The sequence below is a fragment of the Fibrobacter sp. UWP2 genome, assembly GCF_900141705.1.
Classification (GTDB): Bacteria; Fibrobacterota; Fibrobacteria; order Fibrobacterales; family Fibrobacteraceae; genus Fibrobacter.
On sequence record NZ_FQYM01000001.1, the window covers coordinates 1 to 17,409 of the forward strand.

Consider the following 17,409-nt stretch of genomic DNA (forward strand, 5'->3'; position numbering starts at 1 on the left):
GAAAAGAGCATGAAACTACTTGACAATGAAGCGCTAATAGCCTAGATTTACACCAGTTGGAGACCTGGATTTTCAACTAAAAAAGGGACAAATTCGTCTGTCGAACCGCCTTGATCGTTTTCGGTCGGGGTATCGGTAGAATCGCCGTCACCATCGGAGCCGCCTTCATCACCATCGTCATCCGTACCGGCTTCGTCATCATCATCCGAGGGCTTTGTATCCTTGCCACCCGCTGCAGGGTATTCGCAAGCCTTCGTCGCGGCGAAGGCAAAATCCTTAAATTCCTTCGCTGTCACATCATAGTGAGTTTTAACCGTAAGTACGTTATCTTTACAAGTCATTTCAGCATCTTCATCGTCAACTTCATTCGGTACAGGACCAGCACATACATCAGAAATTCCAGGACCGTATTCGTAACGTGAAGTCATGGTGCCATCTTCGTTATGGGTATATGTCATCGTAACCGAGTATTCCCCCGCGTTCTGCTTGACAACGACCTTGTTATCCTTAATATCGCAGGTATAGAGGTCGTTCACATTCCCAGCGCCTGAGCCGCTATCATCGTCGCCGCAGGCGGTCAGGCACACCATGGCGGTCAAAGCGAGGGCGCAAGTCCAAAGCAATTTCTTCATATTTACTCCTTGATTCTTGTGTTTAAGAAGAATATAACCAAAAAGAAAGCTTCAAGCACATTTTTATAATAACAATTGTCATTTTCGTGCAAAAACTCTTCCTCTACCACGTAGTATATCGCATTTTTCTATATTTAGCCCACTTTTAAATCCCTCCACACAAGGAAAAATCATGAAAATCGCCGAAAAGACCGTAGTCCAGATGCACTACACCCTCACCTCCGACGAAGGAGCCGTCATCGATTCCTCCGAAGGTCGCGAACCGCTCCAGTACATCCAGGGCGCCCACATGATCGTGGTCGGGCTCGAAAAGGCCATGGAAGGCCACGAGGTCGGCGACAAGTTCGACGTGAAGGTCATCCCGGCCGAAGGCTACGGCATTTACGACGAGCGCATGACTCAGGAAGTCCCGCTGAACGTGTTCCAGGGAGTGGAAAAGGTCGAAGTCGGCATGCAGTTCTACGCGCAGACGCCAGCAGGCCCCATGCCCATCCGCATCAAGAGCGTCTCTGGCGACAAGGCGGTGATCGACGCCAACCACGAGCTCGCCGGCAAAAACCTGAACTTCGCCATCGAGGTGGTGAGCGTACGCGAGGCTACCGAAGAGGAACTCAACCCGCAGGGCCACTGCTGCTGTGGCGGCAAGGGCGACGGCGAATGCAAGTGTGGCGAAGAAGGCCACGAATGCGAATGCGGCGGCGAAGGCCACAAGGAAAACTGCGACGGTCAGGGTGGCTGCGGCTGCCCCAACCACGACAAGCACCACGGCAACGCCTAATTGCTAACGAAAGAACCTGCGCACGACCTGCCGCAAGACGCGCAGGCCGTAGGTCACTACATTCAAGTTGGATTTTTCGCCGGCATAACGCGTAGGTATCGGGAGTTCGGCCAGTCGCCACCCGCGGGCGTCGGCGATGGAAATGATTTCCAGGTCGATGTCGAAACTCGGGCTCAGTTTTTCGAGGTCGAGCGTTTTTAGGAATTCCGCGTTATAGACGATGTAACCGCTGTGGCGGTCCGTCAGTTTTTGCTTGAAGGCGACATTCTCGAGCGCGGTGAGAAACGCCCCGCCCAGGCGCTTGTACAAAGGCATCCCGCCGCGGCGCGCACCGCCGGCTACCGCATGCCGAGAGCCCTGCAACAACGCAAGTCCACGGGCAGAACAATCCCTACGTTCCATCTCGGCAATGAATTCGTCCAGTTTTTCGGCAGGGTATTGCCCATCCCCGTGCAGGCACGCAATATACTTGGCACCCGCGGCAAGCCCTGCGGCAAGGCCGAACTTAACGACAGCCCCGTACCCTTGGTTGTTTTCGAACCGGTGGCATAAAATTTGCCAAGCCCCCTCACCATCAAACGGTTCCAGCGCTACCGGCTCCTTGGAGCCGTCGTCAATCACAAGCACCTGCGAACGCGCATACATCGCAGGCGACACCTTCGAAAGGACTTCATGGAGAGTTTTGCCGACGTTATACGCCGGCACAAAAATAAAGACGTCCCTAGGCATAGTGCTCCGCGAACCACGAGAGCGAATCGCGCAGGCACACGTCTATGGGCGTTTTGGCGCGGAATCCGAGCAAGCGTTCCGCCTTCGCCACGCTGGGCAAGCGGCGCAAGGAGTCGTCGTAACCTTCGCCGTAGTATTCCTCGCCCGATACGGCAACCGGTGCGGGCAGGCTTTCGACACCGACACCACGGATTTCGGCATAAATCTCACGCATCTTTTGCGCCAGTTCGGCGATGGTCAGCTCGTTGTCAGGGTTACCCACGTTAAAAGCCTGCGAATAGACCGCAGGAACCTCGCCAAGAGCGGGCGCCTCGTCACCAGCGGAACCCGCAACCTGGAAAAGCGCGAATATAAAGTCAATGGCATCGAACACGCTGGTAAAGCACCTGCGTGCCTTACCGCCGTTCACAAGCTTGAGAGCCTCGCCACGCACCAAAGCACTGGAGAAGTTCGCCAGCACGCGCGGGATTCCCTCGCCGTCCACACCCGGCATAAAGTCCATGTACGGTCCCACAAAATTGAACGGGCGGACAACCGTCCAGCGGAGCCCGGAAAGCCCAGCAATATAGCGCTCCGTCAAGAGTTTCGCCGTCGCATAACTCCAGCGACTCGCCGTCACAGGCCCAAACGTCACCGGGGTCGAATCCTCTTCGAGCAGTCCCGAATCAGCTGCCGTGCGGCCATACACCTCGGATGTTGAAAAATGGACAAGCCACGAACCCGACTTGGCACAGGCATCAGCAAGTGCCGCCGGATGGTCGTAATTGCTGCGGATGACCGTCGCTGACTCCGCCATGTAACGGCTCGGCGTGCAGATGGCGGCAAGGTTCACCACTACAGGGAACTGCGCTATGCGCTCCACAACCGCCACATCGGCAAGGTCGCCGCACAAAAATTCGCAACGTTCGTCGTTCAGCTTGTCCTGGATCCTGTAAAAGTCCAGGTCTACGCCAAAAACGCGCCACTGAGTGCGGCACAAAATGGCCTGAAGCAAATGACTACCAATAAAACCACCGCAGCCGACCACGGCCACGGTGATGCTACGGTCGTCAAACCTTAGGTTCATTATTCCGTAACCTTGATGGTTCCGGAATTGGAGCCCTTTGCCTGCTTGCTGTAGGGGTAAACGCGAATGTAGGCGTCATCGGCGGCAATACTTGGGCATTCTTCATCCTCTTCGCATTCCACACTCAAAACGACCTTGACTTCGTTGCAGGTCTTGCCATCAGTTTCGCCATCCACAGCTTCTTCCAAAAGGCCGATCTTCTTTTCGCCGCCGTCAAAGCGGTATTCAATGCCGAATCCGCCAAAGTCCAGACTGCTGCCGAACACCACCGCGATGGTATCGCCAACCTTGAATTCGTCACCCTTTGCCGGAGCGACGACCTTCACGCTGTCGGTCGTGCAGTCGAAGTTGGCATTATCGTTCGAGGAAGCTGGCTTGGAGGAATCCGAAGACTCCGGAACCGAGGACGAAGAGGAATCGTCGCCACAGGCGACAAAAGCAAGCATCGCGCTGAACATCAATGCATAGGCTATTTTCATATGTTCTCCTAGTTTAAAAACGCTATTTGGTGATTTCTTTTAAGCCCAATATACAAAAACGGACTACCGGGCGACGACCTGATGCCGGATTTTCTCGGCAAGATCCCGCCCGCCCAGCTGGGCAATGCACTCGAACGCGAATTCCTCGGCAGTCCCTGCACCACGGCTCGTGACCACATTGGCGTCAACCACGACGCGGTCCTCCGAGAACTCCTTGCAAACAAGTTCACCCACGCAACCGGGGAAGCACGTAGCCCTTCGGTCGCCCAATATCCCGGCCTTGCTCAGCACGAGCGGAGCCGCACATATCGCAAAGACCCACTTTTTTTCGCCGTAGAACTGGCGGACCACGGCCTCGACCGCATCGCTTGCCTTGAGGTTCTGCACGCCGGGGCCTCCGCCTGGGAGGCAAACCGCGTCAAAAGGCCTGATGTCGGCTCCCTTGAGGGCAAAATCGGCCTCAATCTTGAGCCCGTGAGCCCCGCACACCTGCGACGCCCCCGAGACCGAAGCCAGGGCCACTTGGATTCCCGCCCGCTGGAAGTAATCAAACGGGGTGACAAACTCCGTTTCTTCGAACCCGTCCGCCATAAGGAATAGTACTTGCATAAAGCCTCCTTGTGCCTTAAATATAAATAAATGCTATATTTGCGCGCATGAATTTCAAGGATAGAATTATTCGTGCCACGGGTAAAAAGGCGCCCTTCCGCCTGATCGTGGTCGACTTGACCGCCACCATGAACGAAATCGGCGCCATGCACAACGCCAAGGGCTACTCCCTCAAGCTGCTCGCCGAGAACACCATCGCAAGCCTCTTTTTGAGCGCCGGGCTCAAGTACGCCGGAACCGTCACGTTCACCACTAAGTTTAGCGGCGAAATCAGCTGCATCCAGTCGGACTCCACGCCGATGGGCCTCATGAGAGCAATGATCCCGCAAGAGGAACTGCAGACCGTCGGGGCGAATGAACCCGCCATTATCCCGCAGACCATCAACGTCATCAAGATTGACGAGAACGGCAAACGCGTCCACGAGAGCATCATCGAGGCACCGGGCATCTCCATGGGGCAGAACCTCGCCACCTACTTGCTACAGTCCGAGCAGGTGCGCTCCGCCGTGGGCATCGAGGCGCAGTTCAGCAAGGCAGACCCGAGCAAGCTCGACTATGCCGCCGGTTTTTACATCGAAGCGTTCCCCGACCTCGAAGAAAAGGACATCATGCTCCTCGAGCAAATCGTGCTGAACCTCCCCAAGTTCCACGAGCTGTACAAAGCCGAGGGTTTTGACCTCGACGAACTTTTGGACCAGCTTCGCGGCCCTTACGAAATAGACATCGTCCGCGAAATCACGCCCAAGGCCTACTGTCCCTGCAACCAAGAGCACATGGAAGCCTCCGTTGCCGCCCTCCCGCTCAACGATCTAAAAGAACTTGAAAAGGACGGAGAGGACCTCGACGTCACATGCGATTTTTGCCGTCGCAAATACAAGATTACAATCGACGACCTAAGAGAGATAATCAAAAGCCGCTCCAAGTAAAACACATTCAACACCGGGAATTGAATTATGTTCACTAAGCAATGCGTTGTCACACTGGACCTGGAAGGCGTTCTCGCCCCCGAAATCTGGATTGCCGTCGCCGAAAAAACGGGCATCGCGGACCTCCGCCTCACCACGCGCGACATCCCCGACTACGACGTGCTCATGAAGGGGCGCATCAAGATTCTTGACCGCGAAGGCATCAAGCTCAGCGACATCCAGAACGTCATCGCAAACCTCGGCTTGCTCGAGGGGGCTCGCGACTTTACAGACAAACTCCGCGACGAAGCGCAAGTGATCATTCTCTCGGACACGTTCCAGGAATTTGCCTACCCCATCATGAAGAACCTCGGATTCCCCACCATTTTCTGCCACAACCTGGAAGTCGAAAATGACCGCATCCGTGGTTACCACCTGCGTCTAAGCGACCAAAAGACCACCGTGGTCAAGCATTTGCAGCAGCTCAACTTCAAGGTGTTTGCCAGCGGCGATTCCTTCAACGACACGGGCATGCTCAAGCAGGCCGACAAGGGCGTCTTCTTTAGGGCCCCAGACTCCATTGTGGCGCAGTTCCCCCAGTTAGAGGCCACCCACACGTACAACGAACTTCTCGCCAAGTTCCACGAATTCCAGGAAACTCTGTAAAAACAAAATAACACAAGCGTTTTCCTGCAAACTACATCACTTTTTTTTACACAACTGTTACGAAGGCTCTTTTTTTACTTATACTTATATGAGATATAAAAAGGAGGCCTTATGCTTTACAAGCATTGGAAAAAATTTGCACTTGCGCTGACCGCCCTGTTCTGGGCTGGTTGCGACGATTCAGCATCTTCATCGGAAGTCGTTCTTTATGGCTGTCCCGACGATATTTGTGCGCCTGCACCCGAAAGCAGCAGCGACGCAAATGATGTACAGTCCAGTTCCAGCGAAACAACCGCTTCGTCGAGTTCCGAGGCGGCCAAACCCGAAAGTTCCAGCAGCGTGTTCGAAAAAATCATGCCCGCCTACGGCGTAGAAGTAGACTTCACGTGTGTACCCATGGATTCCAGTGTATCGTATTTCCCCAACGATTACAGTGCAGACAATGCCAAATTCTGGAAAGAGGAAGCGGCCAAGCACGATGCCGTAGACAAGATAGACTCCATCGCGCCGACTTTGGCGGAAACACCCGTGTGCCTCGAACATTTGCGCATGGAACTAGACAGGTTCGTGGCCCTTTACGGCGCCCCGACCATCATCAATAACGCGGTAGAATTCTGCAGCGACGGCACCATCAGGCCCAGCGAAGAATACGCCAAGTTCCTGAAGATGCAGGAGGAATGGGAGGCGAACAAGCCCGCTCTGGACGAAGAACTCAAGAAGGTCTACGAAGACAAGATGAAGGAAATCCAGGAACGGATTAACAAGTGTCTTTCTGGCGAGGCTGACGAGACTGACGAATAACTATGATTAAGAAGCATTGGAAAAAAATTCTATTGAGCCTCTGCTCCATGCTCTGGAGCGGCTGCAGTGACGATTCATCTAGCGACAGCAAGGAACTGATTGCGTGCGAATTGGAACAGATATGCCCCGAATATGGTATTTTCTACGATTGCGAAAACGAGGAAGATGCGATTGCCGGGAACTTCGAGAATTGCACCATGTCGTACCCCGCGTGCACGGACACGTACTATTGTGAAGACGACGTCACCTGTTTCCAATCGACCGACGACGAAACGAAAACTTTCGACTGTCGCGATGAAAAGGACAACAAGACGGTCTACACCGAAGACGAATTCAAGTCAAAATACTACGTCGAAAGTGAGCGCATCCACTAAACTTCACATTTCACATTACGCACCTCACATTTTTATGCAACTCTCTCTTAAAAAGAAACTCGCTCTCGAAGCTTACCGCCTTTACCGCCACAACGAAATCAAGGCGCATCCGCTCACGTACTTTTTCTGGGAATGCACACTCCGCTGCAACCTGCACTGCCTGCACTGCGGTAGCGACTGCGTGAAGGACGCCATCCCAGACATGCCCCGCGAAGACTTCATGGGCGTGCTGGATAAACTCGCCCCGCACATCGACCCGAAGCATTTTATCGTGGTGATTACCGGCGGCGAACCCTTGATGCGCCCGGACCTCGAGGAATGCGGCCAGGAAATCAAGAAGCGTGGTTACCCCTGGGGTATGGTCAGCAACGGCCTTGCGATGACCCCCGAACGCTACACCAAGCTGCTGAATGCCGGGCTGCGCTCGCTCACGATTAGCCTGGACGGCCTCAAGGAAAGCCACAACCATTTCCGCGGCGCCCCCACGAGTTTCGATAACGCACTCCGCGCCATCGACATGGCCGCCCACACGCAAGGCCTCACCTTCGACGTGATGACCTGCGTGAACCGCCAGAACCTCAAGGAGCTCCCGAAGATTCTTGACATCCTCCTGAAAATCGGCGTGAAGCGTTGGCGCATCGCGACGGTATTCCCGAAGGGCCGCGCGAAGGACAATCCGCTGTTCCAGCTCACGAACCAGGAATTCCGCCAGGTGTTCGACTTCATCCGCGAAGTCAAGAAACTGAACGTCATCAACGTGAACTACGGCTGCGAAGGCTTCCTCGGCAGCTACGAGAAGGACGCGCGCAACTACCCATTCTTCTGCCGTGCCGGCGTGAACGTCTCTTCCGTGCTTTGCGATGGCAGCATTTCTGCCTGCCCGAGCCTGCGCGGCGACTACATCCAGGGTAACATCTACAAGGACGACCTCTGGGATGTGTGGCAGAACCGCTACCAGGTGATGCGCGACCGCAGCTGGGCAAAAATCGGCGACTGCAAGACCTGCAAGTACTGGCGCTACTGCGAAGGCTCCAGCCTGCACCTCCGCGACGAAAAAACGAAAGAATTGGCTTATTGCCATGTAAAACGCTTGGAAGACGCTGGCGCATAAAATTTTTTTTGTGTATATTAAGTTTAAACGGATCCAAAGGAGTCTAAAATGCTCTACAAACACTGGAAAAAAATCCTACTTTCGCTAACCGCCTTCTTCTGGGCAAGTTGCGACGATACGGCCTCGGCAAGCAATGAGCCCGAGTCCAGTTCCTCCGTGGAAGCCCCGAAGTCCAGCGCCGTGACCGGAGGCACATCTTCCAGTTCCACCGAAACAGCCCCGGAATCTAGCGCAACCGACAATCCGGCTTCGTCCGTAGCGGCTGCAGAAAGTTCCGACACCGAGACTTCGGCGGCCAGCTCCTCCGACACCCCTAACATCGGGAGTTCCAATTCCACGGCCAGGAGTTCCAGCGCCGAAATGATTGCGCCCAAGTATGGCGTACCGATGAGCTCCAGCATGGTCGCGGCAAAGTACGGCGTCTTGATGCCGTCTGCTACCTGCGAAAAAGTCGGTTCTAAGCTGACTTGCGATGACGGCGTCACTTGCGACGAGATAGTTTCCGAAACCATGCAGTCCCCCGAATGCACCGGCGATGTCTGCGCCAAGTACGGCGTCGTGATTGTCAAGGACACTACCTACAAGTGTGATGACGGCAAAATCTACAAAGCTGCCGAGTTCCGCTCCAAATATGACATTCTGGATGGTGCCGTCGACCTGTACGGATGCCCGAGCGACATCTGCTGGCCCGACACCCTCGTGGAAGCCCAGCCCTTATACGGTATTTCGAATATGGTAACTCGCCCCCAATAAAAATGAAGCTTGGCATCAAGAAGAAACTTGCGCTCGAAGCACACAGGCTGTACCGTCATAACGAAATCAAGGCGCACCCGCTCACGTACTTCTTTTGGGAGTGCACGTTGCGCTGCAATTTGCATTGCCAGCACTGCGGTAGCGACTGCGTGGCCGATGCTATCCCCGATATGCCCCGCGAGGACTTTTTCCGAGTGCTCGACGGCATTGCCCCACATATCGACCCCAAGAATTTTGCCGTGGTGATTACCGGCGGCGAGCCCCTGATGCGCGCCGACCTCGAGGAATGCGGGCAAGAAATCAAAAGGCGCGGATACGCCTGGGGCATGGTGACAAACGCACTTGCTCTTACGCCCGAACGCTTTGCCAAGCTCATGAACGCAGGGCTTCGCTCGCTCACCATCAGCCTGGACGGCCTCGAAGAGAACCACACCCTTTTCCGCGGAAACCCCCACAGCTTTGAACGCGCCGTACGCGCAATCCACATGGCGGCAAGCGTCGAGGAACTCACCTTCGACGTGATGACGTGCGTGAACAAGAAGAACTTAAGCGAACTCCCCCGCATCCACAACCTGCTCGTGAATCTCGGAGTCAGGAACTGGAGAGTCTCGAACGTGTTCCCGAAGGGCCGCGCCAAGGACAACCCGCTGTTCATGCTCACGAACGACGAGTTCCGCCAAACTTTTGAATTTATCCGCGAAGCGAAAAAGAAGCAGATGATCAACGTGAACTACGACTGCGAAGGGTTCCTCGGAAGCTACGAAAAAATCGTCCGCAACAACCCGTTTTTCTGCTGGGCGGGAGTGAACATCGCATCGGTGCTTTGCGACGGGAGCATTTCGGCATGCCCGAGCCTCCGTGGCGATTACATACAAGGCAACATCTACAAGGACGACTTCTGGGATGTATGGCAGAACCGCTACCAGGTGATGCGCGACCGCAGCTGGGCAAAAATCGGCGAATGCAAGGATTGCAAATACTGGCGCTACTGCGAAGGCTCCAGCCTGCATTTACGTGACGAAAAGACAAAGGAACTTGCATACTGCCACGTAGCGAGACTCGAAGCCGCTGGCGTGTAAAAAAAAGGGACCGACAAAAAGTCGATCCCGCTCTTCTGTACCTTCAAATAAAGCTTACTTCAAAGTCGGCGTATCCCAGTCAATCCACTCGCTCTTGCTGAAGTTGATGGTCTGGGTGTTCTTGCTGTAATCAATCTTACCCGTATTGGCGTCCTTGCCGAGCAGGAATTTGTTCATGAAGTCCTTGACCTCGTCGAACTGTCCGTTGGGGAGCTGGCAGTGACCGTGACCGCCTTCCTGGCTGTAGGTGTAGTTTTCCGTCACGCCGAGAGCCTTGTAGGTTTCGAGAGAAGCCTGGCCGCAGTAGTTCGACGGTACTTCGCCAAGCCATTCCTGACCAGCGTTATCGATGATGAGGAGCGCACGCGGGGCGACCATGCTCACGAGCATGTGCTGGTCGAACGGGAGTGTATTTTCCTTGCCATCGTAGTTCTTGAAGCTAGAAATCATCCACTTGCCTTCGGTACCTGCACTAGCAAGGCCCTGCACGAACTGCTTGCCCTTCTGCTTATTGACCTGGGCACCCACGCGCCAGAGGGAAGCGCCACCGGAACCAGATTCCTGCGGAATAGTAAGGGCGATACGTTCATCGAATGCACCCACGGCAAGCGTACCCTTGCCCCAGCGAGAGCAACCTGTCATGGCGAGGTGATGCACGTCGATACCCGCTTCCGGAGTCTTTTCGAGAGCGTCGATAATGCGGCTTACGCCCCATGCCCATGCAATGATGGTGCCCTGGCCCTGGTTATAAAGCTGGAAGAACATGCCGCCACCGCTTTCGGGAGCGACGTCATCCGGGTTGAAGGTAATCTGGGCGATGTCGAGGCCGTTCGTCGCGTTGCCGAGGCTTCCGCAACCGCCCATCATGCCACCGCCAAAACCGATCATGGCCGGCTTCGGATTGTCCTTCGTACCCGCGTTGCTGATTTTCACGGAGAACGAACCGGATTTGCCCTTGTCGGTCACCTTGATGGTGAGCTTTCCACCGGAATAGCTGCCTTCCACCTTTTCCGGGTTGCGCGGCTTTGTACCGAACATGAGCTTTTCGTACATGGCGCCGATTTCTTCACGACGGCACTTCCATTCCGCCTTCGTAGAAATCCTCTTGCCGTCGAGGCCCATGAACGGGTCCGGGAGCTTGGCGTTGTTTACGCTAGAGGGAATATTGCCAATCTGGCATTCGCTACGGTGGTCTTCCACGAAGTCGTTTGACGGAATCGGCGTCACAATGGTGCTGCTGGAGCTCTCCGTGGGAACGGAGCTGCTCATCGGCGGCAGGACTGCGCTAGACGAGGAACGATTGGTATACGAATAGCCGTGCTCAGAAGACGAGGATACCGGAGGAAACGATATAGAGGAACCGGGAGCCGTCGCGGAAGAGCCAGGCCCCGCATCGGTCACGGAAAGTGGCGGAACTACTGCGACAGAACTCAGCGGATCTTGAGCCGCATCGGAGCTCAACGGCAAATCCATGCCCGCAGAGCTCACCTGTGCGAACGGGTCGTTCGGATCAGTGACCGCGGAGGACGCTGGTCCAAGCACATCGGAGGAACTGCCCGGATCGGGAGTTACCGCAGTGCATTCTGGTGTGGCACATTCATCTGCGGCGGCAGCATTATCGTCACCGCAGGCCCAAATTCCGATAGCAACCAAAACCACCGGAAATAAGAATTTCCTTTTATTCATAACCAACCCCTTTTTAACACCGTGAATTCGGTCTTAAAGGTGCTTATAAAATAGATTTGCGCATTTTAAACAAGAATACGCCCCTGCGACAAAGCGTTGTTCGACGTTACAACGTACTGGAGCCGTCGGTGTGAGCCACAAAGGGCGGATAAAGCCTAAAAAGACCTTATTTTTGGCTTATTTTTGCCAAAAAAGCTTTTTTGTCGGGAGATAATAATAAATTGTATATGATGGATACGCTCAATTTGACAACCAATGAAGAGCACATCGTGAGTGTGCTCTTAAAAAAGAACCCCGAGCTGGACGAGGGTGTTCTCAAGAGCGCCGTTGCCTTTATCGCCGATGCCCACGACGGCCAGTACCGCAAGAGCGGCATGCCGTACACAGAACACCCCTACGAAGTCGCCAAAATCCTTGCCGACCTGAAACAAGACCAGGCGACAGTCCTTGCCGGCCTGTTGCACGACGTGGTGGAAGACACCCCGCACACACTCAAAGAAATTTCTGAAAAATTCGGCGAAGACACCGCCTTCATGGTGGACGCCGTCACCAAGATCACCGCCGTCCAGGAGGCGAGCAAGACCGCGCAAAAAGCGGGCACCTACAAAAAGCTCATCTCGGCCATGGCCAAGGACCCGCGCGTCATCATGATCAAAATTGCAGACCGCATCCACAACATGCGCACCATGCAATACATGAAGCCCGAAAAGCGCAAGCAGATTGCCCAGGAGACTTTGGACATTTACGTGCCGCTCACCCACCGCTTTGGCTTGTACAAACTCAAAACGGAACTCGAGGACCTGAGTTTCAAGTACGTGAACCCGGTGGAATACCAAAAGCTGGTGGACGCCCTTATCGAGGGCAAGGACAAGCGTGAAAAGTACGTGCAATCGGTGATCGGCCCGCTCCAGATTAAGATGGCTCTCGAGGACTTCGACTGCACCATCCAGGGGCGCACCAAGAACATTTACAGCATCTACAACAAGATGATCGCCCGCGACTGCCAGTTCGAGGACATCTTCGACATATTCGCCATCCGCATCATCGTGGAGACCATCCCCGAGTGCTACCTGGCACTGGGCTACGTACACAACCTTTGGACCCCGCTCCAGAGTCGCTTCAAGGACTACATCGCGACGCCCAAGCCGAACCTCTACCAGAGCATCCACACGACGGTCATTGGCCCCGAGAACAAAATGGTCGAGGTGCAGATCCGCACCAAGGACATGGACCTGACCGCCGAAAAGGGATTCGCCGCCCACTGGGCCTACAAGATGGAAACCCAGCACGAGGGCGAGGAACTTGCCTGGCTCGACCATATGGTCAAGTTGCAATCCGAAATTAGCGACAGCAAGGAGTACCTGGACTTTTTGAAGGTGGACCTCAAACCCGAGGGCATGACCGTATTCACCCCGAAGGGAACCTCCATCGAACTCCCCGACGGAGCCATCGTGCTGGACTTCGCCTTCGCGGTGCATACCGAACTGGGGCTCCACTGCATTGGCGCAAAGATCAACGAAGAAGTGGTGAGCCTCGACAAGCCCGTACCCCACGGCGCCACCATCCAGATTTTGAAGAGTCCCGCCCAGGAGCCCAGCCCCGAATGGCTCGACATGGTCAAGACAGTCAAAGCCAAGCAGGAACTGCGCAAGTGGATGAAGACGAGTATTACCCAGCAAGCTCTGGACCTAGGCAAGGAAATTTGGACTCGCGAACTCCGCATGGCCAAAATAGAGAAGGACAAACGCCCCCAGGAAGAGGCAATCAACAAGTACTTTGGGACGTTTAGCATGGATGACTTCTTTGAACGTATTGGGCAGGGAGAGCTCCCCCTGCAAGACGTCCACCGCTTTTTGACGGGCGAAGACATCAACAACAAGGACGCGACCGCGCTCCGGTTCTTCCCCACGTTCAACAAGGACAAAAAAAACGTTGTCCGGGACGACATGCCCCTAATGATCGGCCACGAGACGAGTCTGCTCATCCACTTTGCCACATGCTGCGGGCCCGTACCCGGCGAGCAGATTGTGGGCGTGATGCGTCCCAAAATAGGCATCGAGGTCCACAACGTGAACTGTCCAAACCTCAAGGACTTCCCCGTGGAGCAGCTTTTGCCTGTGGACTGGAGCGCCGACGTTTCACAGCCGTTCATGACGCACCTCACCATCGACACCGACAACCGCAAAAACATTACGCTCGACGTATTGCAGGCCCTCAAAAACGCAGGCTTGTTCCTGGAACGCATGAGCGTCGCGAGCACCGAACTCTCGGGCAGAATCCGCATGGAGTTCAAGGCGTTCCGCAAGGACCAGGTCGACAGCTACGTGAATCACGTACGCAAGATCCATGGCGTTAGGGAGGTGACCAAGGCATGATTACCCCCCTGCACCACAGCGACTACACGCTCAAGAACCGTGCGTTCAACTGCCGCATGCGCAACCGCTACTACGAGGAGGTGTACTACGCCTTCCGTGCGCTGTTGCCCGCCGACTCCACGGCGGAATCCACCGGCGAAATAGACCAGGCGTGGTTGCAGAACCTCGCCAAGGAAGTACGCCGCTACGAGCGCCTGATTACCACCTGCCTTGAATACGCGCAGGCGGCCATTTTCTATGGCAAGGCGGACTACGCGACATTGTATTCCAAGGACAAGCGCTGGGGTATTTTGCAAGAGGAAATCTTCCTCGTCCACTTTTTGCAGGAACTGCTCTCCACCATCCGCTACATCATTGCCCGCCTCGATACCGACAAGATGGTACACGACTGGGGAACCTCCATGCAAGACATGAAATCAAAGCCAGTTCGTACAGGCTTTGTCAACTCCATCCAAGAAAAGCTTACAGCTATGTCGGCAGCGACCATTGACGAGTTCCGCGACCTGCTCAAGCACCTACTGGACCGATTCCAAATTGGCAACACCCTGTTCGGCACCGTACAGGATCTACAGAACTTCTATTAGGCGAAAGGCAAGAGAATGTCAGAATACATAATATTATCCATTTTCCTTTTCCTAGGTGCATTCATCGCCGCAGCGGCGACAGTCACCGGCCTTGTGCTCGGCTACCGCACAAAGAACACCAAGAACAAGATGGCCCCCTACGAATGCGGCATGGAGACCATCGGCAACGCGCGTATACAATTCAAGGTGGGCTACTACCTGTTCGCCTTGCTCTTCCTCGTGTTCGACATTGAAGCACTCTTTTTGTTCCCGGTCATGATGAACTTCAAAGCCATTATGGCGGGGCAAACCCCGCTCGCGCCCGCGATTGTCGTCATTGACCTCGTGATATTTATGGCTATCCTTGTATCTGGCCTCGCCTACGCCTGGAAAAAAGGAATTCTCAAATGGGAATAATCAATTACGCACCCAAGATCCTGGACCCGATTCCCGGCGGCAAGTACGTCGTGAACGCAATCGACTACGTGGTGAACTGGGCCCGTGCCAACTCCATTTGGCCGCTCACCTACGGCACAAGCTGCTGCGCCATCGAAATGATGTCGAGCTCCATGGCGCGCTACGACATTGCCCGCTTTGGCAGTGAAGTGTTCCGCTCGTCCCCCAGACAAGCGGACTTGTTTATTTTAGCAGGCACCATCACCCGCCGCATGGCACCCGCCATCCAGATGCTGTGGGAACAGATTCCCGGCCCCAAATACGTAATCGCCATGGGCGCCTGCACCATTAGCGGCGGGCCGTTCATTTACGACAACTACTCTGTAGTGCGCGGCGCACAGAACCTGATCCCGGTCGACGTTTTTGTCCCTGGATGCCCGCCAAGACCCGAGGCACTTTTCCACGGGCTACTCACCCTCCGCGACAAAATATTAAAAGAGACGTGCCGCAACCCGTGGCACGAAGGCGAGCCCCGCGACGTGAGCACCATGGACCGCTACCGCGAAGCCGCCAAGACCTGGGCCGCCCTCGAAGAGATGAAGGACGAGCAAATGGCGGAGGTTCGCGCGAAGTTCAAGGAGGAGCATCCCGACTACAAATCGAGCTTCAAACCCGTGCGTGTGAAAAAAGAGGACTTCCCCGAAGTGGAACGCGTACCGTTCAAGCGCCTGGGGCTCACACAGGCGGAACTTTTTGCAAAGCTCCGTGCGAAGTTCCCGAACGTGACCGTACACACGCACAGCGAAGACCCCATCGAAGACATCGTGGCGGCGATGCCTGCCGACCACCCCCTCGAAGTGATGGTCGCACCCGAAGACTACCTCCCCATGGTAGAGTTCATCAAGAACGATCCCGAATTCAAGATGGACTACCTCATTGACGTGACCGCCATTGACTACGACGACCACTTTGACATGGTGACGCAGCTCCGCAGCATGGACATTGGGCACAAACTGTTCCTATGCCTGCAACTCAAAAAGGACTTTAGCATCGAAGAAGAAAAGCGTCCCATATCCATCTTGGCGACAGCGCCCAGCATCAGCGGCATTTACCCTGCCGCCGAATTCAAGGAACGCGAGGTTTACGACATGTTCGGCATCGGATTCGAGGGACACCCCGACCTGCGCCGCATATTCCTCGACAAGGACTTTGTAGGCTTCCCATTGAGAAAAGACTTTACGCACCCCGAAATGATCAGGAGGCCCCTATGAGTACACTCCCTCCTGGATTCCGCATTCAACGCGAAACCAATACCGAAGAATTCTTCATCAACATGGGGCCGCAGCACCCGAGTACGCATGGTGCGCTCCGCCTTGCACTGCGCATGGAAGGCGAAACCATCATCGAGTTGGTGCCGCACTTTGGTTACATCCACCGCGGTATGGAAAAACAGGCCGAGTCCATGACCTACCTGCAGTACATCGCGCTCTCCGACAGGCAAGACTACCTCACCGCCATCCAGAACAACCTGGGAGTGGTCATCGCGCTCGAAAAAGGCATGAACGTGGGCGTCCCCGAAAAGCAGGAGTACATTCGCGTGATGCTCCAAGAACTGGGCCGCATTGCAAGCCACATGGTCTTTTTCGCCTGCTTTGGCGGCGATCTGGGCGGCCAAACTTGCCTGCTGTACGGTTTCAAGGAACGCGAGATGGTCCACGACATCCTCGAAGAAGTCACGGGCTCCCGCCTTACCACGAACTTCTTCCGCCCCGGCGGAAGCCGCTTTGACGTGCCAGATACGTTCATCCCGCGCGTGAAGGCGTTCCTGGACCACATGGACGACACCATGAAGGACTACGAACGCTTCCTCTCCAAGAACATCATTGTGCTGGAGCGAAGCAAGGGCATAGGCTACCTCTCCAAAGAGGACGCCATCGCCTACGGATGTTCGGGTCCGGTGCTCCGTGCTAGCGGAGTGAACTTTGACGTGCGTCGCGCGAACCCCTATAGCATTTACGACCAGTTCGACTTTGAAGTCCCTGTGACCTACAACGGAGACTGCTACGACCGCTACACGGTACGCATCGCCGAAATCCACGAATCCATGAAGATTTTGCGCCAATGCGTGGACAAGTTCCCCAAAGACGGGCCTTGGCGCAGCAAAGAAAAACCGGTACGCCTCCCCGTGGGCCGCTACTACAGCGAAATCGAGACCGCCAAGGGGCTTTACGCCACCTACGTGGTCGCGGCCACGACCGGCGACAAGCCGTACCGTATCCACACACGCGGGCCAAGTTTCCCGCACATCGCGGCGCTCAACAAGATGGTGCAAGGCCACAAGATTTCGGACCTCGTGACCATCCTGGCGACGCTCGACCCCGTGATTCCAGAGATTGACAGGTAGCCC

The 17,409-nt window shown here is 55.1% G+C and carries 19 protein-coding genes; 13 read left to right on the forward strand and 6 right to left on the reverse strand.

Going from position 1 to position 17,409, the window contains the following annotated elements; genetic code table 11:
* Positions 1–47 precede the first annotated feature (47 nt).
* Positions 48–632, reverse strand: coding sequence for a hypothetical protein (locus tag BUB55_RS00005; RefSeq protein ID WP_073187086.1), 585 nt, complete (start codon positions 630–632; stop codon positions 48–50).
* A 172-nt stretch (positions 633–804) separates the two neighbouring features.
* Here BUB55_RS00005 and slyD point away from each other — a divergent pair, with 172 nt between their 5' ends.
* Positions 805–1,410 (forward strand): peptidylprolyl isomerase, encoded by a 606-nt coding sequence (gene slyD, locus BUB55_RS00010; RefSeq protein ID WP_073187088.1) that lies wholly within the window; start codon positions 805–807, stop codon positions 1,408–1,410.
* Between the two features lie 3 nt (positions 1,411–1,413).
* Here the strand turns inward: slyD and BUB55_RS00015 are convergent, their stop codons facing one another.
* The 4 genes from BUB55_RS00015 to BUB55_RS00030 form a co-directional block, all read right to left on the reverse strand.
* Entirely contained in the window at positions 1,414–2,139 is a 726-nt protein-coding gene (locus BUB55_RS00015; protein ID WP_073187089.1) for a glycosyltransferase family 2 protein, read from the reverse strand.
* Positions 2,132–3,205, reverse strand: coding sequence for an NAD-dependent epimerase/dehydratase family protein (locus BUB55_RS00020; RefSeq protein ID WP_073187091.1), 1,074 nt, complete (start codon positions 3,203–3,205; stop codon positions 2,132–2,134). Before BUB55_RS00020 ends, BUB55_RS00015 begins: the two co-directional genes overlap by 8 nt.
* A complete protein-coding gene (locus tag BUB55_RS00025) occupies positions 3,205–3,684 on the reverse strand; it encodes a hypothetical protein (RefSeq protein WP_073187093.1) in 480 nt (159 codons plus the stop codon). The genes BUB55_RS00020 and BUB55_RS00025 overlap by 1 nt, the downstream gene beginning before the upstream one ends.
* Before the next feature lie 63 nt (positions 3,685–3,747).
* Entirely contained in the window at positions 3,748–4,293 is a 546-nt protein-coding gene (locus BUB55_RS00030) for a DJ-1 family glyoxalase III (protein WP_073187095.1), read from the reverse strand.
* 47 nt (positions 4,294–4,340) lie between these two features.
* On the opposite strand from BUB55_RS00030, the gene BUB55_RS00035 reads away from it, so the two are divergent.
* The 7 genes from BUB55_RS00035 to BUB55_RS00070 all read left to right on the forward strand — a co-directional run bounded on the left by BUB55_RS00035 (position 4,341) and on the right by BUB55_RS00070 (position 9,982).
* Entirely contained in the window at positions 4,341–5,219 is an 879-nt protein-coding gene (locus BUB55_RS00035; RefSeq protein WP_073187096.1) for an Hsp33 family molecular chaperone HslO, read from the forward strand.
* Between the two features lie 27 nt (positions 5,220–5,246).
* Positions 5,247–5,864 (forward strand): bifunctional phosphoserine phosphatase/homoserine phosphotransferase ThrH, encoded by a 618-nt coding sequence (gene thrH / locus BUB55_RS00040; protein ID WP_073187098.1) that lies wholly within the window; start codon positions 5,247–5,249, stop codon positions 5,862–5,864.
* A gap of 111 nt (positions 5,865–5,975) precedes the next feature.
* Positions 5,976–6,665, forward strand: a complete 690-nt coding sequence (locus BUB55_RS00045) for a hypothetical protein (protein ID WP_073187100.1) — start codon at positions 5,976–5,978, stop codon at positions 6,663–6,665.
* A 2-nt stretch (positions 6,666–6,667) separates the two neighbouring features.
* Positions 6,668–7,039, forward strand: coding sequence for a hypothetical protein (locus BUB55_RS00050; RefSeq protein ID WP_073187101.1), 372 nt, complete (start codon positions 6,668–6,670; stop codon positions 7,037–7,039).
* A gap of 34 nt (positions 7,040–7,073) precedes the next feature.
* Positions 7,074–8,150 carry a TIGR04133 family radical SAM/SPASM protein gene (locus BUB55_RS00055; RefSeq protein WP_073187103.1) on the forward strand — a complete coding sequence of 359 codons (1,077 nt, stop codon included), beginning with the start codon at positions 7,074–7,076 and terminating at the stop codon, positions 8,148–8,150.
* Between the two features lie 48 nt (positions 8,151–8,198).
* Positions 8,199–8,903, forward strand: coding sequence for a hypothetical protein (locus BUB55_RS13890; RefSeq protein ID WP_143152816.1), 705 nt, complete (start codon positions 8,199–8,201; stop codon positions 8,901–8,903).
* A gap of 2 nt (positions 8,904–8,905) precedes the next feature.
* Positions 8,906–9,982, forward strand: coding sequence for a TIGR04133 family radical SAM/SPASM protein (locus BUB55_RS00070; RefSeq protein ID WP_073187109.1), 1,077 nt, complete (start codon positions 8,906–8,908; stop codon positions 9,980–9,982).
* A 54-nt stretch (positions 9,983–10,036) separates the two neighbouring features.
* On the opposite strand, the gene BUB55_RS00075 is transcribed toward BUB55_RS00070, so the two are convergent.
* The gene (locus tag BUB55_RS00075) at positions 10,037–11,668 is read right to left on the reverse strand and encodes a glucuronyl esterase domain-containing protein (protein WP_073187110.1); all 1,632 of its coding nucleotides are present in this window, start codon (positions 11,666–11,668) and stop codon (positions 10,037–10,039) included.
* 227 nt (positions 11,669–11,895) lie between these two features.
* Between BUB55_RS00075 and BUB55_RS00080 the strand changes: the two genes are divergently transcribed.
* From BUB55_RS00080 to BUB55_RS00100, 5 genes are read left to right on the forward strand one after another with little or no spacing between them, the layout of a single operon-like run.
* Positions 11,896–14,043 (forward strand): RelA/SpoT family protein, encoded by a 2,148-nt coding sequence (locus BUB55_RS00080; protein WP_073187112.1) that lies wholly within the window; start codon positions 11,896–11,898, stop codon positions 14,041–14,043.
* Positions 14,040–14,627 (forward strand): hypothetical protein, encoded by a 588-nt coding sequence (locus BUB55_RS00085; RefSeq protein WP_073187114.1) that lies wholly within the window; start codon positions 14,040–14,042, stop codon positions 14,625–14,627. The genes BUB55_RS00080 and BUB55_RS00085 overlap by 4 nt, the downstream gene beginning before the upstream one ends.
* Positions 14,628–14,642: 15 nt before the next feature.
* The gene (locus BUB55_RS00090; RefSeq protein ID WP_073187115.1) at positions 14,643–15,023 is read left to right on the forward strand and encodes an NADH-quinone oxidoreductase subunit A; all 381 of its coding nucleotides are present in this window, start codon (positions 14,643–14,645) and stop codon (positions 15,021–15,023) included.
* Complete coding sequence (gene nuoB / locus BUB55_RS00095; protein ID WP_073187117.1) at positions 15,014–16,273, forward strand: NADH-quinone oxidoreductase subunit NuoB; 1,260 nt, start codon at positions 15,014–15,016, stop codon at positions 16,271–16,273. Before BUB55_RS00090 ends, nuoB begins: the two co-directional genes overlap by 10 nt.
* Positions 16,270–17,406, forward strand: a complete 1,137-nt coding sequence (locus tag BUB55_RS00100) for an NADH-quinone oxidoreductase subunit D (protein ID WP_073187119.1) — start codon at positions 16,270–16,272, stop codon at positions 17,404–17,406. The genes nuoB and BUB55_RS00100 overlap by 4 nt, the downstream gene beginning before the upstream one ends.
* Positions 17,407–17,409: the final 3 nt, after the last annotated feature.